14 protein-coding genes are annotated in these 21,558 nt (G+C 70.7%); 12 read left to right on the top strand and 2 right to left on the bottom strand.

Going from position 1 to position 21,558, the window contains the following annotated elements:
• Positions 1-222: 222 nt before the first annotated feature.
• Positions 223-1,200, bottom strand: coding sequence for a transcriptional regulator (locus tag B0F77_RS23610; protein ID WP_143466869.1), 978 nt, complete (start codon positions 1,198-1,200; stop codon positions 223-225).
• A gap of 95 nt (positions 1,201-1,295) precedes the next feature.
• The gene (locus tag B0F77_RS23605; RefSeq protein WP_143466868.1) at positions 1,296-1,592 is read right to left on the bottom strand and encodes a hypothetical protein; all 297 of its coding nucleotides are present in this window, start codon (positions 1,590-1,592) and stop codon (positions 1,296-1,298) included.
• 234 nt (positions 1,593-1,826) lie between these two features.
• Between B0F77_RS23605 and B0F77_RS23600 the strand changes: the two genes are divergently transcribed.
• The 12 genes from B0F77_RS23600 (at position 1,827) to B0F77_RS23545 (ending at position 21,545) form a co-directional block, all read left to right on the top strand.
• Positions 1,827-2,357 (top strand): NUDIX domain-containing protein, encoded by a 531-nt coding sequence (locus B0F77_RS23600; protein WP_086665140.1) that lies wholly within the window; start codon positions 1,827-1,829, stop codon positions 2,355-2,357.
• Between the two features lie 29 nt (positions 2,358-2,386).
• A complete protein-coding gene (locus B0F77_RS23595) occupies positions 2,387-3,358 on the top strand; it encodes a D-cysteine desulfhydrase family protein (RefSeq protein WP_086665139.1) in 972 nt (323 codons plus the stop codon).
• Positions 3,359-3,675: 317 nt separating this feature from the next.
• On the top strand, positions 3,676-5,880 hold the full coding sequence (locus tag B0F77_RS23590) for a vWA domain-containing protein (RefSeq protein ID WP_086665138.1): 2,205 nt from the start codon (positions 3,676-3,678) through the stop codon (positions 5,878-5,880).
• A gap of 19 nt (positions 5,881-5,899) precedes the next feature.
• Entirely contained in the window at positions 5,900-9,055 is a 3,156-nt protein-coding gene (locus B0F77_RS23585) for a tubulin-like doman-containing protein (protein WP_086665137.1), read from the top strand.
• A complete protein-coding gene (locus B0F77_RS23580) occupies positions 9,052-11,361 on the top strand; it encodes a hypothetical protein (RefSeq protein ID WP_143466867.1) in 2,310 nt (769 codons plus the stop codon). Before B0F77_RS23585 ends, B0F77_RS23580 begins: the two co-directional genes overlap by 4 nt.
• The gene (locus B0F77_RS23575) at positions 11,358-12,320 is read left to right on the top strand and encodes a protein kinase family protein (protein WP_086665135.1); all 963 of its coding nucleotides are present in this window, start codon (positions 11,358-11,360) and stop codon (positions 12,318-12,320) included. Before B0F77_RS23580 ends, B0F77_RS23575 begins: the two co-directional genes overlap by 4 nt.
• The gene (locus B0F77_RS23570; RefSeq protein WP_086665134.1) at positions 12,320-13,402 is read left to right on the top strand and encodes a TRAFAC clade GTPase domain-containing protein; all 1,083 of its coding nucleotides are present in this window, start codon (positions 12,320-12,322) and stop codon (positions 13,400-13,402) included. The genes B0F77_RS23575 and B0F77_RS23570 overlap by 1 nt, the downstream gene beginning before the upstream one ends.
• Positions 13,399-15,303 (top strand): DUF4231 domain-containing protein, encoded by a 1,905-nt coding sequence (locus B0F77_RS23565; RefSeq protein WP_086665133.1) that lies wholly within the window; start codon positions 13,399-13,401, stop codon positions 15,301-15,303. The genes B0F77_RS23570 and B0F77_RS23565 overlap by 4 nt, the downstream gene beginning before the upstream one ends.
• Positions 15,300-16,526 carry a toll/interleukin-1 receptor domain-containing protein gene (locus tag B0F77_RS23560; protein ID WP_086665132.1) on the top strand — a complete coding sequence of 409 codons (1,227 nt, stop codon included), beginning with the start codon at positions 15,300-15,302 and terminating at the stop codon, positions 16,524-16,526. Before B0F77_RS23565 ends, B0F77_RS23560 begins: the two co-directional genes overlap by 4 nt.
• Positions 16,523-17,434, top strand: a complete 912-nt coding sequence (locus B0F77_RS23555; protein ID WP_086665131.1) for an AAA family ATPase — start codon at positions 16,523-16,525, stop codon at positions 17,432-17,434. Before B0F77_RS23560 ends, B0F77_RS23555 begins: the two co-directional genes overlap by 4 nt.
• Positions 17,431-18,402, top strand: a complete 972-nt coding sequence (locus B0F77_RS23550) for a hypothetical protein (protein ID WP_143466866.1) — start codon at positions 17,431-17,433, stop codon at positions 18,400-18,402. The genes B0F77_RS23555 and B0F77_RS23550 overlap by 4 nt, the downstream gene beginning before the upstream one ends.
• On the top strand, positions 18,399-21,545 hold the full coding sequence (locus B0F77_RS23545) for a hypothetical protein (protein ID WP_086665129.1): 3,147 nt from the start codon (positions 18,399-18,401) through the stop codon (positions 21,543-21,545). The genes B0F77_RS23550 and B0F77_RS23545 overlap by 4 nt, the downstream gene beginning before the upstream one ends.
• Positions 21,546-21,558: the final 13 nt, after the last annotated feature.

Below are 21,558 nucleotides of genomic sequence, written 5' to 3'. Positions count from 1 at the left end.
CGAGCCGCTGCCGGCCCGCTCCGAAATGGAGCTCGCCGCCCGCTGACGGAACGCGGCCCATGGCCACTACCAGCGCAGTTGGTGGTAGTTGAGGTGATCTGCAATCGATTACATCGGCTCGTAACTACAGCCAACTCGCAGGTGCGGCGCCGTGAGAGCGCGACCATCGCGGACGCTTGTGTCCGCGATCGCCGAAGTCGTACCCAACCCGACAAAGCACTACTAGCCCAGCAACGTCGAACGGTGCTGCCACGCCAACGACAACAGCGCCGCACCCGCCGCCTGAGTCGGCTCGTCACGCCCGAACCGTTCGATGTTCGCGGCGGTGAACGGAAGCCCCTCCAGAACGCGGCCTTCCTCGTTGTGCGACACCAGATCCCCGAACAGCTCGTCGAACCGGGCAGCCTCGATCACCGCCACCGTCAGCATGTCGGTGGCGAACGTCAGCGGATCCACGCCCATGCCGAGGTAGAACACCCGAGCCTCGGACGTCAGCTGGTGCGCGAACGGCCAGCTCGAATAGTCGACGGAGTGGATCTCCGGCGCACCGAGCAGCTCCTCGGCGAACTCGCGGATCATGCAGTGCCACAACGAGAAGTCGCTGTCCTGCGAGCCCTGGAAGACACCGACGGGCAGCACCTGGTACATCCCGCCCGCGTGGCCAACGCGCTTCGGGTCGCGCCAGTGCAGGAAGAACGTCGAGCCCTCTGGCGAGTGGCGGATGGTCAGCGTGCTGATGGCGACGTTGACCGGTCGGCGGGTCAGATCGCACGGATTGCCGATCGACGACCGCAGCGGCAACTCGGAGACCCGGCCGAGCGAACGGGCCGCGTATTCGTGCGCGCAGGCCTCGCCCACGTCGATGCCGTCGAAGTAGGAGCCGATGCCGAACGTCATGAGCCGGCCGTCGAAGTCGAGCAGCCGGTAGGTCTCGCGGTTCTGGAACACCGTGGGCGCGGCGAGAGCGGCCATCGCCGCGGAGTAGCTGCCGAAGCCGTCCGGCAGAAGATCCGAGCGCGCACCGGGGAACTCGCCGGAGCTCCGCAGGTCGAGCGACAGGTCCGAGAGCGGAACGGGCGCCGCGGGCAGCCAGTGCGGGGCGGGGTGCCGGCGACCCTGGGCACGTCCGGGTACTCCGAAACGGCCTTCAGCGCCAGGTCGTGGCGGTGTTCCAGCAGGTGAGCACGCACTTCGAGCCACTCGGCAGACGTCGGCATGGACCCCATTGTCAGGCAGCGCACATGGCGAAATGACCGGGCCGCCCTATCCAGCCCGGTCTCCGCTCTGTGAGGCTGTCAGGCCCGCCAGCGCCTGGACGCGTGGACGACTTCGCCGACCGCGCGAGCAAGACTTCCGTCGGCGTCGACGTGGCTCTCGTACTGGACGGCCGACGGAAGCGGCTTGGCCACCTCGGGCGGTGCCTCGTACGGGTCGCTGTCTTCCCAACGCAGCCTGCGCGCCGTCTTCACGAACACGACCGCCGCGGCCAGCAGCAGCACCCCGATCGCGACCGGCCACAGGACCGATTCCGCGACCGCGATGGCGAACTGGACCTGGGCCACCACGACGAAGACGACAGTGAGTCCGACCACCGACCACGGGGCCGATCTACCGTCGCTTCTGCGCTTGGCGGCACCGGTTGCCCCCATTGGCGTCACCTCCACCGATGTTGTCGTGGACATCGGCGATTGATCGCACGGAGTTACAGCCCTCAGCGTACTCCCTGGTCGTTTGGTTGCGTTCCGTCATCTTCGGCAGATCTGCGGATTTGCGAATAGCCGCTGTACAGCCGTGCGCGATTCACCCTGTGGTGTGATCATCGGCTGGTGTCCGCTCTGCACGCGGGAGATCCCGCCTCATTCGCCGCCGACGTCCTGGACGAGGGTCCGGCCGAGCTCGAGTACGAGCCGGGCGTGGCGTCCCGGCGTCCCACCAAGACGTGTGCCGGTGGCGCGCTGATCCGTGATTCCGCGGGACGTGTGCTCTTCGTGGTGCCGGTCTACAAGGCGGTGCTGGACATCCCCGGCGGCATGACCGAGGACGACGAGTCCCCCAAGGCGGCGACGATCCGCGAGATCCGGGAGGAGCTCGGCCTCTCCCTGCCGCTCGGCCGGTTGCTCGTCGTGGACTGGACGCCGCGCAACGGGGTCTGGCGCGACTGCCACCAGTTCGTGTTCGACGGTGGCGTTGTGGACGGTGCCGTGGCGCACGATCCGGAACTGTCCGGGGTGGTCTACCTGACGCTCGACGAGGCCAGGCCCAAGATCTACCCGTCGCTGCACCGGCGGCTCACTCTCGCCGTCGCGGCGCTGGAGAGCGGCACCACGCGGTACGCCGAGTTCGGCCGGGAAGTCTGAGCCGCGAAAAGGACACTAGGCTCGCGCGCATGGATTTGAGCGCGTTCCCCCGAGTCGCACTGGGCAGCTGGCCGACCCCGCTGGACGACGCCCCGAGGCTCGCGGCCGCACTCGGCAGCCCGCCGGTCCTGATCAAGCGCGACGACGTCAACGGCCTCGGCGCGGGCGGCAACAAGCTGCGCAAGCTCGAGTTCCTGCTCGGGCAGGCGATCGCGGACGGCGCCGACACGATCATCACGTTCGGGGCGCTGCAGACCAACCACGGGCGCCAGACCGCCGCGGCGTGCGCGAAGCTCGGGCTGCGCTGCGAGCTCGTGCTCACCGCCAAGGTGCCGATGAAGGGCGACGCGTACGAGCGGTCCGGCAACGTCGTGCTGGACCACATGTTCGGCGCCGGCGTGCACATCTGCGCGGACGCCGACGAGACCGTCGCGGCCTACGAGAAGGTCAACCACGACAAGGCGGTCACGCTGCCCGTCGGTGGTTCGAACGGACTGGGCACGCTCGGCTACGTCGCGGCGGCCGCCGAACTCGTCGGCCAGCTGCACGACCGAGGCATCGACAACGCCACCATCGTCGTGCCGGACGGCAGTGGCGCCACGGCGGCCGGCCTCGCGCTCGGCACCGAACTGCTCGGCTGGCCCGGCAGGGTCCACGCCGCGAGCGTCTCGCACACCGCGTCCGACGCCGAGCAGGAGCTCCGCACCCTCGCGACCGACGCCGCGGCCCTCCTCGGGCGGCCGGCACCCGAACTCGGCCACGTCACCGTCACCGACGACACCATCGGGCCGGGCTACGGCGTGCCGACGCCGGAGATGTGGAACGTGCTCAAGCTGTTCGCGGAGACCGAGGGCGTGATCCTGGACCCGGTCTACACCGGCAAGGCCGCGGTCAAGTTCCGCGACCTCGCGCCACAGAGCGATGTGCCCGTCGTGTTCGTCCACACGGGTGGTCTCCCCGGCTTTTACGGGTACGCGCCGGAAGCCGTCGCCCAGTTCTGAGGGCGTGACCCATTAACGCATCCTATCGATGCGTTTCCTCGGCGCACCCGACATGCATCAGCCGCCAATTGACCACGTTTTGTCCATGATTTCAGGTCATTTGGGCGGGCATAATCGCGTCCATGTACGAGTACGTTTCAGCGCTGCCAATTTTTCACCCTACCGGCGCAATACGTGAGAAATCCACGCCCACTGGAATCCTCTGACCTGCGGTAACACCTCTGATCAGCGGCGTAACAACTCAGCGTGCGCGCTCGATCGAAATACCGCGACCCGCCAGTGCACCATTCCACGAGCGTCAGTGGGTGAATTGAGCCATGCGTCTATCAGTGCTCGCCTCGACAGCGGTTGTCGCGCTGCTGGTGCCGTTACCGGCGGGCGTGGCACAACAGTCGGAACAAGACCCCGTCATCACTCCCGCGAACATCGTCGTGCTCGTCGACGAGTCCAGCAGCATCAAGCCCGACGACATGCAGAGAGAACGCGAGGCGGCCGCGGTCATCGCGCTCGGGGAGTTCGCGCCGGGTTCGACGGTGACGGTCGCGGGATTCGGCAGCAACAACGGCCAGCCGGGGCAGAAGGCCGTCAACGAGGTGTGCCCGCCGAGCAAGGTGGCCTCGGCGCAGGACCAGCAGCGGCTCAGCGACTGCGTGAAGCAGCTGCACAGCCGCACGGCCGCCGAGGGTGACGGCACCGACCACGCGGCCGCGCTGCAGCAGGCGCTGAACCACCTCTCCGGCCAGAAGGACGGCGCCAAGCTGGTGTTCCTGCTGACCGACGGCAAGCTCAACGTGGAGGACAGTCCCGGCTACGCCCCGGACAACGTCGGCGACCAGCGCAACAGGATCGCGGCGGGGATCATCGACACGCTGCTGGTCAAGGCCCGCGAGGAGCAGGTGCAGATCTGGCCGCTGGGCTTCGGCGACGTCGACGGGTCACGGCTGGAGCAGTTCGCGAAGAGCGCCTACCAGGGCAAGTGCGGCGCCCGCTCCCCCACGCCGTCCGCGGCGATCGTCCGGACCAGCGCGGACGTCGAACAGGTGCTGCTCAAGGCGTTCGGGGCGGCGCGCTGTGCGGGTATCGGCGACATCCAGCGGACGACGGTCGGCAGCGGCAGCACCCAGACCGCCGAGGTGGTCATCCCGGTGATCGCGACCGACGGCTCGATCGTGGTGACCAAGCACGACTCCCGCATCTCGGTGTCCTATGTGGACCCCAACGGCACCACCGTGCCGAAGAACGGCAAGCAGGACGAGTCCACGTTCCAGGTGAGCGGCGAGAACGGGTCCGTCGAGGCGCTGCGGATCGTGAACCCGTTGCCGGGCAAGTGGAAGGTCCAGATCAGTTCGACGCCGGACGTGCCGCGGCAGGACGTCAGCACGGTCGTCATGTACCAGGGCGCGGTGCGGTCGACCATGATCCTCAACCCGCCGTCGCCGCGCGCCGGCCAGGAGGTCACGGTCGCGCTGAGCCTGCAGACCCGGACCAGGTCGATCACCGACCCGGCGGTGCTCAAGGAGCTGTCGTTCACCGCGGAGGCCGCCGGAACCGGCTTCACCACCCCGATCTCGCTCAACGACGAGGCTCGCGACGGCGATGACAAGAGCCAGGACGGCGTCTACACCGGCAAGGTCGTCGTGCCCGCCGAGGCCACGGGTTCGGTGAAGTTCACCGGCACCATCGCGGGCGTCGGCATCAGCGGGGACACCCGGAGCGTGGAGGCGCCGATCGTGCAGGGGCCGCCGGCGCTGACGGCGTCGAGCACGTTCGGCAACTCCGACCGCGAGGTCGCGCCAGGCGGGTCGATGAAGGGCGAGGTCACCGTCACGAACAACTCGGGGCGGGCCAGGAAGGCGCGGATCATCGCCACCGATCCCGCGCCGGGCACGCTCGTGTCGATCCCCGGCGAGCAGACGGTGCTGGACCTGCCGCCGTCGGGCAACAGCACGTTCGACTTCGACCTGCTCTTCGCCGACGACACCGTGCCCGGCCCGAACGCCGTCACGCTCAAGGTCGTCGACGACGAGAAGCCCGACGACGTCATCTACGAGTGGCGGCTCACGGCCAACGTCGTGAAGCCCACCTCCCCGGTGGTCTGGTTCGTCATCGCCGCCGCGGTCATCGCGCTGGCCGCGCTCGCCGGGTTCGTCGTCTGGCGCCGGCAGCGGGACGTGCGCGGGCTCGTCGTCCACCTGTACGAGGGCCATCGGCCGCGCGGTGACCTCGCGGCGCCGGAACAGCCGTCACGCACGTTCCGGTTCACACTCACCGAAGCGGCGCCGGGAGTCCCGCTGCTCACCCACTCGACGGGCGGCGACGACACCTACGTGCTGCGCCGGACCGGCGGCCGGCTCCGGCTGGTCACGCCCTACGGCGAGGACACCCGTTGCCACGTGGGCGATCTCGTCGACGTCACCCCGGCGCTCGCGATCAAGGTCCTCGACGAGCACGCACCTGTTGCCTTCACCGACGAGCAGGATCCGCTCACCACCCAGTCATCCGGCGACTCAGGCCTGCTCTAGCGGCAGCGGAAGGACAACCATGCAGATCTACCAGCCCATGCTGTACGTCGGACTGGGCGGGACCGGCTGCCGCGTCGGTGCCGAACTGGAGCGCAGGCTGCGCGAGGAGCTGTGCGGACCGGACGGCCGTGAGCTCCAGCAACGCATGCAGGGCAAGAACTTCCTGCCCTACCAGCTGCCGTCGTGCCTGCAGTTCGTCTACGCCGACCTGAGCGAGGACGAGTTCGGCGCGCTGGAACGCCGGATCGTGCCCGACCCCGAATACCTGCCCGCCGCCGAACGCACCATGCACCTCGTGCGGGAACTCGTGCCACAGCACGACACCTACCCCGAGGTGGCCCGCAGTCTCCGGCTCGGCGCGGCGCGGTACGTGGACGCGTGGCTGCCGCCGCCGCAGGGCGAGCCGCGGATCGGGCCGCTCGCGCGCGGCGCCGGCCAGTTGCCGACGGTCGGCCGGGCCGCGTTGTTCGAGACCTTCCGCGGTGGCACGTCGGCCGCGCAGGCGCCGCTGGCGAAGGCGGTCGGCGAGATCAACAACTCGCTGGGCGAGCTCGCGATGCTCGGTGGCGGCAAGAGGTCGTTGTCCTGCGACGTGTTCGTGGCGTTCTCCGTCGCGGGCGGCACGGGCAGTGGCATCTTCTTCGACTTCCTGCACCTGATCGGCGACGTCTTCGCGCACCAGGACTACCGCGCCCGGATCTTCCCGCTCGTGCTGATGCCGTCGGCGTTCGACGAGGGCCTGGGCGGCGGCCGCGCGGCGCGGCTCAACGCCGGCCGGTCGCTGCTCGACCTGTTCCGGTTGGTGGACGACCAGAACGCGCAGGTGGCGGGCACCGAGCTGGACAGCTCCGGGATCAACGGCACGCTGTCCGTGCGCTATCCGGACCGTGAGGAGATCCGGCTGCGGGCCTCGACCGTGCAGACCGCGTTCCTGTTCGGCAAGGGTGCCGGGGTGCAGCGCGAGGACCTGCACCGGTCGATCGTGTCGCTGGTGCTGTCGTTGATCGGCACGGACCTCGGCACCGAGGGCGACGGCGGCCGCACTGCCATCGCGCAGACCTACATGTCGTTCGCGGACAGCTTCATCAACAGCGCGGTGGAACGCGAGGTGCCCGCCCCGACCGGCATCGGAAACCGCGGTGTGTCAACGAGTTCGGTGGCGTCGATGACGGTGCCGGTGGACGACATCGCGGACATCGTGAGCACCCGGCTGCTCGCCGAGGCCGTGCTGGAGCTGGACGAACCGCCCACCGGGCAGGCGGAGAACAACGCCCAGTTCATCGAGCGCTTCTTCACCGAGTCCAATTTGGACCCGCTGCGGCTGCGGGCACCGGTCCCGATCAGCGAACCGGCGCCCGCGGTCGGCGCGGAGGCCGTCCAGCGCGCGCTCAACACCAGGGCCCGCACGATGGAGTCCGGCCTGCGCACGCTCGACCAGCAGCTGTCGCGGCAGATCCCGGAGCTGGTCGCGACGTTCGACGCGAGTCGTGCGGTGCGGTCGTTGCTGGGCGAGATCGACCTGTTCCGGCTGCGGCGCGTGCTGAACGGGCACGACGGCCTGCACGATCCGGCGAGCGAGCTCGGTTTCGCGAAGCTGCTGGAGCAACGGCGCGGCGAACCCCAGGCGCCGGCGGGGATGACGCTGAACCCACCGGCCGCGGCGGGCATCAAGGGCAAGTTCCTGCGCAAGCTGCAGTGGTCCGATCCCGCGGTGCGGTCGGCGATCTCGCGTCAGGACGACTGGTACGCGTGGCGGGCCAAGAGGGTGTGGCACGCCGCGTGGAACGACCAGGCGGTGCGCTGGGACCTCAAGCTCAAGGCGGTGCGCGGGCAGGTCGCCGGGCTGGTCGAGGCGTTCGAGGACCAGGCACGGCAGAGCGAACGGCGGTTCACGGCGCGGGCGCGCGAGCTGTACCAGCAGCGGGTCGGCGTCACGTACCTGTTGCCGCGCCAGGGCGATCTCGAACCGTTCTACCAGGCCGTGGTGCGCCGGTTCGTGGACTACTACGTGCACCAGGGCGGACGGCTGCGGCCGACCGCGACGCCAGGCGACCTCGTGACGGAGATCCTCGGCGACGAGGGCTGGCGGTACGCGTTCGACATGGTGCTCGACGGCCGGGGCGCGGGGATGGCCGTGGCGCACGTCAAGGACCGGGTGAAGCAGGCGGTGAAGCGCCTGTTCTCCTACCGCGACGGGCAGCACCGGCCGTTGCTGCCCGCGTTGCAGGACCTGCTCGCGGCCGCGGCGGGCAAGCCGGGCGTGGCGGTCGGCGACGACGAGCTGCAGCAGTTCCGGGAGAAGCTCGCCGGGCTCGTGCCGGGCGGGTTCGCCCCGAGCGGTACCGGCCGGCTGCGCATCCTCTTCTCCTATCCCGCGTCCGCCAAGGACTTCCAGCTGGAGAAGTTCCTGCAGCAGGAGGTGTCGCTGCCGCGCAGCGGGGCGGTGGTGGAGTTCCGGCCGATCGCGGCCGAGTCGATCGCGGTCGTGCTGTTCCGCAGTTCCATGGGGCTCACCGAGGTGCCTGAGGTCCGCGAGGTGCTCAAGCACTGGTCGGACGCGTTGAAGAACGAGGAACAGCAGGACTTCCTGCGCTGGCGCCAACGGCTCGGTTACGACTTCGGTTACCTGGCCACGATTCCCGAGCACCGCGAACGCATCCTGCACCACCTGCTGTGCGCGGCCTGGAACGACCAGATCTCGGTGGTCGGCGACGAGGACTCACCGTCGGCGATCGTCGTGCGGCTCGGCGACAACGCCCAGGCGACCATGCGGCTGGAGCTGCAGCCGTTCGGCCGGCTGTCCAGCTGGGCGAGCGTGCTGTCCGCGTACGAGGCGTGGGTGCTGACCGACGACGAACAGATCCGCCGCGACTTCTGCTCGAAGCTCATCGGGACGACCCCGATCGGCGTGGACCGCAGGCCGGACAAGCCCGCCCGAGTTTACGACCGGATCGTCGAGATGGCCGCGGGCGAGCTGGACCGCGTCGACACCGAACTAGCCCGGCGCAGCAGCGAAAGCGGATCCCGGCGGTTGTTCGCGGTGCGCGAGTTCTGGGAGACGACGCTGCCCGGCGCGGTGCGGCTGCCGTTCCGCGGCGTCAACAACCCGTTGCAGGACAACCTGCACGACCTCCGCGAGTGGGTCGCCCGCGACCCGGAGTGGCTGCGGCCGTGAAGCGGTTCGAGATACCGGATCCGGTGATGACGCTGGACCTGCGCTCCACCGAGGGCCAGGTCTACGCGGAGAACCTGCGCCGCCGCGACGCGAGCGAGCTCGGGCCGTCGAGCCGGGTGCTGGTCGTGGACACCACTACCGGCCTGAGCGCGCACCACGACTGGTTCGCCCGCCTGGCCCGGCTGCCGCAGGTGACCTCGGTCGTGCTGGTCGCCGTCGGCACGCTGGAGACGGCCGGGTCGGGACCGATGCTGCGCACCCCGTCGGCGTTCACCGGCGTGGGCGTGACGCTGTGGGTGGGCGACGGTCCCGGCGTGCCGTGGGAGGGCGGTTCGCAACGACCTGGCGCCGGTGCCGGCACCGCGGGACTCGACGATCTGCTGACGGCACTGCGGTTTCCGAGCGTGTTCGACCGCGTCTTCGAGGCGATCGGTGAGATGCCGCACCAGGCGGCGAACCCCGGTCTGGCGGTGGACTACGCGACGGTGGAGCCCGCGATGATGCGCGCGCTGCGGCTGCGGGCGTTGCGGCAGCTGGTCGCGACCGGGGTGTCGGCACGCCAGCACGATCGCGAGTCGGCCGAGCTGACCTCCGTGGTGCGCAGCGCGACCGGCGACGAAACGGCGACGCTGAAGCCCGGCTCGCCGCTGAGCGAGGCGACCACGCTCGCGCGGGACCGGCTGGCCAAGGCTCAACGGGCGGTGACCGCGCTGCGCGGCTGGACCGGCCTGCTCGGCACCCGGCAGGCGCACCGGGTCGTGCTGAGCAGACTGGCCGAGGCGGGCGAGGCGGTGACACGGCACCAGCAGGTGGCGCGCCGCGCGCTGGAGGACGCCGACGCGAGCCTCGCCGAGGGCTACCCGCCGCCGACCGACCTGGTCGAGCAGGGCCTGCCGTCACCGGCGCCGGTGAACTCCGTCGAGCTCGCCGAGTCGCTGCGCAAGGCGATCACCACCGAACTCGCGGGCGGACGGACGCTGCCGGGCCTCGCCGACCAGGCACGCGGGTTCGGCAACCAGCTCGGCGCCGCGCGCAGCCTCGCGGTCGTGGGCGGGCACACCGACGCCGAGGTGTGGACGCTCGCGCCACCGCCGATGCGACTGTGGCCGACGCCGGTCGCCGGGTTGCTGCCGGTGGTGCTGCTGACGTGCCTGGTGGCCGCGTGGCTGCCGGGGATGGACTGGTGGCCGGCGGCGGGACTCGGCCTGGTGTGGTTGCTGCTGCTGGGTTTGGTGACGAGCAGGGCGCCCGCCGGTGCCGGGCCGTCGGCGGCGACGGGCAGAGCGCCCGGCCGGCACGAGGCTTCGTCGCCACGCACGGCGACCAGCGGGTTCGTGCCAAGAGTGCAGGGGCGCAGAGCGGCCGGTCGGCAGCCTGCCTGGCTGCTGCTCGCGGCGACCGCCGGTGCCGCCGCCGTCGGGACCGTCGCCGGTGGGGTCGTGCCAGGGGTGGAGGTGGGCAGGCCGGTCGCCGGTGGCGTGCTGGGCCTGCTGGTCGTGGTGGCGGTGGCCGGCACGGTGATCGGGTGGAACCGCGCGGTGGACGCGTGGACCGCCGCGATTCCGTTGCGCCGCACCGCCGCCGCGCACCAACGCCTGGCCGACCAGGTCACCCGCCTGATCGAGCACCGGTGGACGCCCGCCGACCGCACCCGCCGGCTCGCGGACGCGTTGCTGGTGGTGGCGGGCGGAATCGACGCGGTGGCCGAGGTCTTCGCGGACGTCATCAAGAACCGGCCGGACGACGACGGCGGGCAGTCGGTGAGCGGTGACAGCTCGGAGGGTCTGGCCGAGGTGCTGCACCGCGACCTGGTGGCGATCACGCTGGAGGTGCTGCGGCCGTCGTTCGACGAGATCGCCTCCCGGATGCCGCTGTCCGGTGACACGCACCGATCCCTGTTGCGGGCGCAGGAACTCGTGTCGGACTACAACGACCACCTGGAACACGTCGGCCTGCGCGAGCTGCCGCCGTTCGTGACGGACGACGGTCCCCGGCGGCGGCTCGCGGCGACGCTGTGGCAGAGCTCGGCGGCGAGCCGGCGGGTGCTGCTGCTCACCGAACGCAGCCGGATGACCCAGCTCTGCGCGGCCGAGGACGTCCGGCGGCTGCAGGCGGACGGCGCCGTGGTCGTCCACTTCGCCTCCTCCGACATGGACCTGCCGCCGACCGACGGTGCCGAGGTCATCCGCACCAGGGGTGACGCGGTGGGCGCGATCAGGCTGACCCCGTTGCTGCGGCGCTACGTCGAGCGAGAGGTCCACACGGCCGAGCACCCCGCCGAGACCGAGGAAGGAGACGTCCCGTGACCGACAGGCACTACGACCCGGTCGCCGGCCGCGACCCGGCGGGCGGTCCCGCGTCGTGGCAGATCCACGTGGCCGGTCCCGCGCCGTTCCCCGGCTCGGTGCTCGTCGCCGAGCGGGTGAAGACCCACGACGGCCCTGAGCTGGTGCGCAGGTCATTGCCCCAGCTGAAGAACGCGGCCGACCGCGCGCTCGCGGAAACGTTGCTGGACAACGAGATCCGCGCGCTGACCCGGTTGCACGCCCGGTACCGCGAGCCGGTGCCGGAGCTGCCGGCGATCGTGGGCTACGACTTCGACTCCGCGGCGCCGTTCGTGCTGGTCGAACCGCCGAAGGGCCGGTTCGTCGACGGCAGCCGGACGCTGTTGATCGACGAGCGGCGCCGGTTCCTGATCGGCCTGTTCCGGGCGCTCGCCCAGCTCGCCGCGGTGGACCTGGTGCACGGGTCGGTCGAGCTGTCGTCGTTGTGCTGGGACGGCGGCACCGCCCAGCTGGTGAACCTGGAACAGGCCGTCCGCGTCGGCGAGCCGGCCCGCGACGGCGCTCCGGCGCACCCCGGCGACGACGTCCGTGCGGCGGGCCGGGTGGTGCACGAGCTGTTCACCGGCAAGCGGATCGGCCGCACCGACACCCCGGACCTGTCCGGTGAACCCGAGGAGCTGGCGACGCTGCTGCGCGACGTGTTCGCCCCGGACCCCGGTGACCGCCCCACCGCGGTGGAGATGCTCGCCCGGCTCAACGACCGCGAACCGTTGCCACCGCCCGTGAACGTGCGATCGGCCCTGCAACCCGGCTACGACCGGTTCGACGCCCTGCACCCGCCGTACGCGAAACCCGCTGCCGTGCAACCACTTGTCCCGCCGGCCCCGCCACGACGCCCGCTGTTCCGCCGTTTCTTCCCGCTCGCCGTCGGTTTCTTCATCGTGGCCACCGCCACCCTCGTGACCATGTGGGTGATGTGATGACCGCTCCCCCGGAACCCCAGCGCGTGCTGTGCCCGATCTGTCTCGGGTTCTTCCCGTGGCGGGAGGACGAGCTGTACCGGCCGGAAACCGACCAGAACGTCGGCGCACGGTGGGTGAAGGTCGACCTCGCGCACCTCAACAACCCGGTCCTGCGCAAGGACCGGCGCCGGCGCTGCTACGTCAAGTGCCCGAACCCCGGCCGGGAGCACCAGGAGCACTTCCTGCCGATCACCTACCGCGACCACGGCGAGCCGATCATCATCGGCCTCGTCGGGTCGAGCAGGGCCGGCAAGACCCACCTGCTGGCCACGATGATCCACGCCGCGACGCAGGGCGGCGGCCTGCGCCACCACGGGCTCGTCTTCGAACCCGCGGACGAGCTGCGCCACGCCGGCTTCCGCAGCCAGGTCAACGCGCTCATGCAGGGCAGGAAGAAGCTGGAGGCCACCGAGGACCTCAAGCAGGACTTCACCACCTACCTGCTCGTGCGCACGCCCGACGACAGGGCCCGGCCGGTGGTGTTCTTCGACGTCGCAGGTGAGGACTTCGTCGACCCCGGCCAGAAGGACCTGGGCGGGCAGTTCGTGCTGGCCGCCACCGCGTTCATGTTCGTCGACGAACCCGTGTCCGCGATCCCGGCGCTGTTCGGACTGCCCGCCAACCTGCCCAACGACGCGCTCAACAGTGCCCTGGCGCGAATCCAGGAACGTCCCGGCTTCAAGGACCTGCCGATCGCCGTGGTGCTGACCAAGGCCGACGAGGTCCGCTACGAGCACCCGGTCGACCACTGGCTGCGGCGCGACGACAGCCGCGCGCCGCTGGACGCCGGCCTGTTCCGCGACGAGAGCCGGGACGTCTACGCCTTCCTCGACCGGCACGGCGCGCAGGCGATGCTGCAGGTGTTCGACACCTTCAGCCGGGGCACCCTGCACGTCGTGTCCGCCACCGGTTCGTCGGTGGACGAGAACGGCGTGTACCCGCGAGGTGTTCACCCGGCTCGCGTGTTGCAACCGCTCCTCGCGCTCCTCGCGATGATCGGGCTGGTCCAGCAGCCCGGCGCGGCGGAGGTGGGCAGATGAGTGAACGGGTCGACCAGCTGGTCATCGGGTTCACCTCCAACGGCATGCAGCTGGTCGCGTCGTCGATCGCGAGCGCGACCGCCCGCTCTACGTGGCACCACCGGCTGCGCGAGCACGCGCGGTTGCTGAGCGGGCCGGAGCACCCGCCACCCGCCGTCGCGTTCAACCACCTGGACTTCGGTGACGACACCGCGGCGGTGCTGCGGCGGTTCGCCCTGCCCAGCGACGCGGGCCGGGGCGTGGCACATGCGATCATCGGCGACAGCGCCACGATCGAGCGGCTCGTGCCACGGCTCACGGGCTGGAACGGATGGCAGGGCGAGCACCCGGACAGCGAGCAGATGGACGCGTTGTGGCCGGGCGACTTCCCCGGCACGCCGCCGCAGTCCGAAGTGGACGAAGAAACGGTACGGAAAGTGCTGGACGAGGTGTATTCGTCTCAGAACTGCTCGTTCACCATCATCGGCGTCCCCGACGAGTCGCGGCTGCCGATCGTGTGGCGCGTCCGCGAGGCCTTGCCGAACGAGATTTGGACGTTCTCCACCTACGAGAAGAACGACGTCCCGCGGGACAACCTGCCGCGGCTCGTCTTCGTCTCCGAACCTCCCGCCAACGCCTACGTGGAGGGGGCCGGCCGGAAGCGGATGAACGTCGCCGGCCCGAGTCAGCCGCCGGAGAGCGCCCGGCCCGTGCCGGACGAGCCGCCGACGGTCGTCATCCAGTCGGTGATCGCCCCTGTCCCGCCGCCACCCGTCGTCGAGGACCAGTGGCACCGCGTCGTGCGCGACAAAGGACCGGTGCTGGACGGGCTTCTCCGGCTCGCCGAACTCGTCCGGACCACGGACAGGACCGAACTGCGCGAAAGCGCATTGGCGGCGATCGCCGATCCGGAGGTGCACGTGACGCGCGCCAACTACCTCGCCGAGCACCTGACCCCCTTCGACCGCGCCGCCGTCGACACCGCGCTCGGCCGCCGGTCGCGCGCTGAAGTGCACGTGTACGAACCCGCCGGCGTCACGGCACCCGCAGCGCCCGCCCGGCCGGAGATCGACGTGAAGCTGGTCGAAGACGTGTGGCACCGGCAGTTGCAGTGGTCCGAGAGCGCGGACAAGGCCAAGACGAAGGTCCTCCTCTACCGGCTGCTCGGGCTGGTCGCGCTGATCATGGGCGCGATCGGGGCGGTGCTGGCCTCCCAGCTCGCACCGGTCGACCAGGCCTGGATGATCGTCGTGGGCGTGACCACGGCGGCGGTGGTGTCGATCGGCACCTGGCTACGCACCTCGAAGGAGCCGAGGGAACGGCAGCGCTGGGCGGACGCGCGCCGCGCGTCCGAGGAGATCACCTCCGAACTGTGCACGTACCTCGTCGGCGCCGGCCGGTACCGCACGCCGAAAGCCGCCCAGCGGCTGAAGAAACTGCTCGTCACCCACGAGGGCGTCAGCGGGCCGGTCCGGCACCAGGAGAAACCGCGGATCCACGACATGGAGAGCTACCTCCAGGTCCGCGTCACCGGGCAGATCGACTACCACCAGTCCAAAGCGGACAGATACGAGACCGGGCTGGAGATCGCGAAGGTCGTCGAGGTCGGGTTCGGGTTCATGGCGGCAATGCTGTCGCTGCTGGCACCGCTGTGGGGCCAGGACATCGCGGTGTGGGCCGGCGTGTGCACCGCGATCGCGGGCATCGTCGCCGCGCACATCACGCAGATCGGCTACCAACGGCTGTGCGCCCGCTATCGCAAGACGGTGAAGGAGTTGCGGCGGTTGCTCGAGAACCTGCCGGACGACCCGGATCCCGCAGCACGTGACGCGTTCGTCGCGGACTGCGAACGCGTGCTGGTCGAGCAGAACGACGACTGGCACGCACACCTCACGCCGCTGGCGGGAAAGGAGCAGCCATGACGGACTACCTGTGGGACGTCTTCGTCAGCCACAGCACCTCGTCCGCGCCGGACGGCACCGCGTCACGGCTGCTCGACGAGCTGATCACCCGGTTCCCGCTGGCCGCGTGCCGGATCCAGGCCGACCGGACGTTCCTCGTGGAGGGCGAGCGGTGGGAGGAGGGCATCCGCGACGCGATCAACGACAGCCACCTCGGCCTCGTCCTGCTCGACGAGAACGCCCTGCGCAGCAGGTGGGTGCGCCGCGAGACCCGGCAGATGCTGGACCAGCCCAGGGAGAAGAACTACCGGATCATTCCCATACTCATCGGGATCCGCCCCGCACGGGTGAAACAGGAAGGGGTCAAGGAGTTCACCCGCCTCATGGACACGTTGCAGGCGTTGATCGTCGAGGCGGACGCGGTCGACGAGGCGGTGCGCAAGCTCGTCGAGGTGTTGCGGCTCAACGTGCTCGGCGACATCGAGGAGGGCGAGATGTCGTTGGTGAAGCGGCTCACCGAGTACCTGCCGGAGAACCAGGTCAAGCTCGCGAACATGTACCGCCGGCTGAAGGAGCAGCCGAAGCCGCCACCACTGCTGCCCAGGGAGGAGCTCTCCTTCCGCATCCTCCGGTCCAAACTGGACAGGAACGTCACGGATCTGATCATCGACTCCAAGCACCACTTCCTCACCAAGGTGAGCGATGACGGGCGCGAGATGTTCACCGACATGCTGGCGTCGAGCTGGATCGACTTCGAGGTGGCGAACAGGGCGGTCGAGGAGCACCCCGACGCACCGCAGAACCGCCGGCACGTCTGCGTGCTGGGCACCAGCATCGGCGTGGCGACGGGTGAGCAGCTCGTCCGCCGGGCGACGCACTGGGACGAGGTGACCGTCGACGTGCAGACGTGCGGGGACGTGCCGGTCGGTGATCCCGCGGAGATAAAACCGTTGCTGCTCAAGCAGTACGAGTGGCCCAACTGGACGGACAACTACCTCGTTCTCCAGGAGGGCTCGCGGCGCGGTTCGCGGCTGAACGGCGTGCTCGCCGCCCAGGACGCGTGGCCGGACGTCATGGTGGTGCTGGTGATCGGGCCGGACACCGACCTCACCCCGGACGACTTCGCCAAGCACCTAGGCGAGAACTACTGCCACACCGTGGTGGCACAACAGGACGAGCACTCGGCGAAGCTCGCGATGGACCGCATCCGCAAGCACCTCGGGGTGAGAAGGCAGGCGTCATGAGCATCGGGACCGGGGCGAACCAGATCGCCGAGCACGGCCGCAAGTACGTCCGCTCGGAGGACCTGAGCCTCGCCGTGCGGGTGGCGCGCGCGACGAACCGGCCGCTGCTGCTGTTCGGCGCTCCGGGTTCGGGGAAGTCGACTCTGGCCAAGAACATCGCGTTCGACTACGACCTGCGCTACTACGAGCACGTCGTCACCGCCCGCACCACGGCGCGGGATCTGCTGTGGTCGTTCGACAGCGTCCGCAGGCTCGGTGACGCCCAGGTGCGCCGGGAAGGCCTGCGGGACGACGACTACGTCACGCCGGGCGTGCTGTGGTGGGCCTTCGACCGCGCGGACGCGTTGGGCCTGTCCAAGTCGACCGAGCCTTATCACGACTGGAACTCGGTGGAGAAGCGGCGCGACCGCAGCGCCGTCGTGCTGATCGACGAGATCGACAAGGCCGACCCGGACGTGCCGAACAGCCTGCTGGTCCCGTTGGCGGGCCGATACTTCACCATCACGGACCTCCGCGACGCGAAGGACGTGCAGGAGAAGTCCGACCCGCCGTGTCTGATCATCATCACCTCCAACCAGGAACGGGAGCTGCCGCCCGCGTTCGTCCGGCGGTGCGTGGTGCACCAGGTGCGCGAGCACGACGAGGAGGACCTGCGCAAGATCGCCGAGCTGCACGTCGGCACCGAGGTCGACTACCCGCTGGACGACCTGATCAAGGCGCTGGAGAAGGCGCGGGCGAAGGCCGACACGGACCGGCGCCGGCGGCCGAGCACCGCCGAGTTCATCGACGCCATCCGGGCGTGCCTGGGCATCGGGATCACCTCGGGTGGGCACGCGGAGCTGAAGCCCGTCCTCAAGATGATCTTCAACAAGGAGACCGGGAGCGACTCGGCACAGTGGTCGTCGTGACGCCCGCGACGTGGCTCGGGGACGTGGTGCGCGCGGTCGCCGCCGAGACCCCGCCGGGCACCACCCCGGATCCCGAGCTGGTGCGCAGGATCGCGCGCCTGCTCGGGGTCGACCTCGGGCAGCACCACCTGGCGGCGGACGAGGAGCCGGCGTCCGTTCTCCCTCCGGATCGGCTGCACGCGACCGAGGCGGCCGTGCCGGCGTGGCAGGAGCAGGCTCCCGCCGCCACCGAGCGCGTGGTCCGCCGGAGCAGGGCGACCGGTGAGGCCGAGGAACGGGAGCAGGACCCGATGGCGGGGCTGCGCCGGTCGTGGGTCGAGGTGCCCGAGCAGCCGTGGGCCACCGACGCCGTGCCCGATCTGCCCCGCATCACCCCGGAGCAGCTGGTGGCGGACCCGCCGCACGAACCGTTGCTGCGGCGCGCGACCATGCCGGCCGTCGTGCAGGCGCTGCTGTCGCGGCACGTGCCGGACGACGAGATCGACGTGGCCGCGCTGGTCGAGCAGACGGCGACGGGCCGCGCGGTGCGTGAACTGCCACGGCTGCCCCGGCCGACGCTGCGGTTCGGCGCGCACGTGCTGGTCGACCAGTCCGAGGGCATGTCGTTGTTCTGGCGGGACCAGCAGACGCTCCTCGACGCGATCCGCGGTGTCGTCGGCGAGACGCTGACCGGGGTGAGCGTGCTGGACGGCTCGCCGCGCCGGATGCGCCGCGGGCACCTCGATCCGGAACCGGGACGCGCGGTGCTCGTGCTCGCCGGGTTCGGCATCCGCTGGGGCCGGGTGGAACGCAACGCGTGGGAGAACTACGTGGGCCGGCTGCGGCAGCGGGAGTGCCGGGTGGCGGCCCTGGTGCCGTTCCCGCGCGACCGGTGGCCCGGCTGGCTGACCTCGCTGATGCCGGTGGTCTGCTGGGACCGGGTGACCACCGTCGGGGCGGTGCGGGCGGCGCTGGGGAAGGCGTCGTGATCCGCGAACGGCTGCGGGCCGAACTCTCCCGCGAGCGGCTGCGGCCGGACGTGCTGCTCGCCGTCGCGCTGAGCACCGCGACCCGGATCGAGGCGGAGCTGGTCCGCGAGGTCAGGCTGGCCGTGCTGCCGCAGCTCGACGTCGGCGCGGAGTCCGACTTCTGGTTCAGCGAGTGGGTCGGGGCCCGGCAACGGCAGGTCGTGGCGCTGCGGGCGGATCTGCTCGAACCGTTGCGCGCCCGGCTCGACCTGTTCGACGAACCGGCGCGCGCCGCGTTGTGGGCGGCCGTCGAACGCGTGCACGTCAACCTCTCCCCCGCGCTGGCGCTGGAGGAACAGGTCACCTGGCTCGCCTGCACCGGCGGCGAGCCGGGGCTGCGGAAGGCGCGGACGTTGCTGCGCAGCGCCTCCAAGGCGATGGCGGTCGAACTGCGCGACGGCGTGGCGGGCTGGGTGATCGACGCGATGTCGCGGCTGCCCGCGAAGGTGTTGCACAGCAACGACGGCTGGCACCTCGTGCTGAACGCGCGGAAGATGCGGTCCGACGACATCTCGGCCGAGCCGAAGGGGATGGACCGCAAGGTCATCGAGGAGATCCTCATCCCGGTCGCGCACGACGGCGCCGACACGGCCATGCGCCGCGTCATCGGGGTGCGCTGGGACGACGGCGTGCTGGTGCTCGGCGAGGGCGTCGAGGGCGGCATCACGATCAAGCTGCCGCACCACGTGCCGCCACTGGTGGAACTGGTCGACAACGGCAGCGAGCAGTCGCGCTGGCTGTCGTTGCGCAAGATCAGGTACTACCGCCCGGAACGCCCCGGCGGGGTCCGGCTGCGCACGCTCGACGGGCGGGTGTTCGAGATCCCCGAGGCGATCGGTGGCGCGGTGCACGCGTCTCCGGTGCTCGTGCAGGTCGAGGGTGCCCAGATGGAGGGCGCACAGGGTGAGCCGGCCCGGTTCTGGTTGCAGCCGGTGCGGTTCGAGACCGGCGGCCGGGCGCGGCAGGGGCAGCCCGTGGCGTTGCTGATGAAGGTGCTGGACACCATCCCGGTCGACCCGAACGCGCTGACCAGGCTGCACAAGTGGCTCGCGCAGGGCACCCGCTCGGCGATCCGGCTGCTGCACGGGTGGACCGAGGAGCACCGGATCCGGCTGGCCACCCAGATCGCCGCGGAGAGCGAGCAGCACGGCTGGCACGTCTACCGCGGCCGGCAGGACCCGGCGGCGGCGCAGTGGTTGCGCGCGGACAAGCCGCGGCCGGGCAGCAGCGGTGTCCTGCTCGTGGTGGACCGTGCGGACTCGTGGCACCCACAGCACCTGCTGGGCATGCTGAGCGCGTTGCTGGACGACGAGACGCCGACCCGCGTGCTGCTGCTCTCACCCGACGCTGGGCACTGGTGGAACGCGATCACCCGCTCGTTCGAAGGGTCCGGAGTGGACCTCGGCGTGCAGAAGCTGTTGCCGGAACAGCCTCATCGCAGCTCGGCCGACCTGTTCGCGGCGATCGTCGACGTCGTGGCGGACGCGGCGGGCGAGGACCTGTCGTCGTTGCGCCCGCGCGACCGCGGCCGGCCAGAGGACGTGGAACTCAGCGCGGTCGCGGCCGCACTGGACCTGATGAAGGGACCGGCCGGCCAGACCAGCGCCGCGAAAGCCGTGCTGCGGCACGAACATCGCTACCGCGAGGAACGCGAGTCCGCGCACGCCACCCGGCTCGCCGCGCTCGTCCTGCTCGCCACGCTGCTGCGGCCGTTGCACGTCGGCGTGGCCAGGGAGCTGAGCCTCCACTTCGGACTGATCGAGTCCGAGGACGACTGGCGGCCGTTGCTCGCCGCGTACGAACGCCTCTACCCGCTCGACCAGGACGCGCTCGACCCGCTCGGCCGCTGCCAGCTCGCGGACCACCTGCTCGCGGGCGTGCTGGTCGACCGCGACGCGGACCTCGGCGTCGACCCAGGCTGGGCACTGGGCCTCGTGAGCTCGATCGCGGCGGCCACGTTTCCGGCCGAGGACCCCGATGTCGCGAAGGCCGAGTCGCACGCGCTGACCGCGCTCGGCCACGCCGCGACGAGGTTCGCGAAGCTCGCCACCGACCACCTCAACCCGCTCGTGCGGGCCCGGCCGGAACTGCTGGCCGCGGCGGGCCCCTCGGCGATCCTGTCGGTCGTCGGGCAGGCCGACACCGACCTGCTCGACGTGATCAGCCAGGCGTTGCGCGACGTCCCGGACGTCCGCCTCGCGCCCGCGATCGCGGAGCTGGAGCGCGAACTGGTGGACCGCAGGATGGAGGAACCGGGCGGAGGTCCCGGCCGCGACGCGCCGTTGTTCCTGCGGCTGGCGCACAGCCAGGCTCGCGCGGGCCTGCCGGAAACCGCGCTGGCGTCGGCCGAACGCGCGACGACCGAGTACCGCCGTCTCGTGCTGACCGAACCACGCGTGCACACGCAGAGCCTGTGCGAGGCGTTGATCCTGCAGAGCGAACTGCTGGGCGAGCTCGACTTCCCGGCACAGGCGCTGACCGTGGCCGAGGACGCCGAGGCACGCCTGCGCAAGCTGCAGCTGCGGCAGTGGGCCCGGCCCAACGCGAACCTGGGCTCCGCGCTCGCGAACCTGGGCCGGCAGAAGGCCCGCGCCGGCAACGCGCCGAACGCGCTGCAGGACGTTCTCCAGGCCGTGCGGATCCTGCGCAGCCTCGCCGCCACCCAGTCCGCCGAGTACTCACCGGAACTGGCCGACGCGCTCGTCAACCTCGCCGAACGTGCCGCACAGGTGCACCGAACCGAGATCGCGCTGGCCGCCGCGGAGGAGGCGGTGGAACGGTCCGAGGAGCTCTACCGCAAGAACAAATGGGCCCACATCCACCGCTACGCCGCCGCCCAGGCGTGTCTGGCCTCGCTGGTTCCCGACGCGTTGCCGCAGGTGGAACAGGCGGTGGAGCTGTACCGGCGAGCCGCGCAGGCGTCGTCCGACCGGTTCGAGCCGCACCTCGCCGCCACCCTCGTGCAGTACGCGAAAGCCGCCCACCGGGCCGGGTCGCGAGCCGCCGCGGCCGACGCCCTGACCGAGGCCATCGCCCTGTGGGAACGCCGGGAACGACCGGCCGAACTGGCCGAGGCCGTCGCTCTGCGTGACGAGTGGGCGTGACCTCCGAGCCGGG

The sequence above is a fragment of the Lentzea kentuckyensis genome (genome assembly GCF_002150765.1).
GTDB lineage: Bacteria > Actinomycetota > Actinomycetes > Mycobacteriales > Pseudonocardiaceae > Lentzea > Lentzea kentuckyensis.
This window is presented reverse-complemented; position numbering and strand designations above follow the sequence as displayed.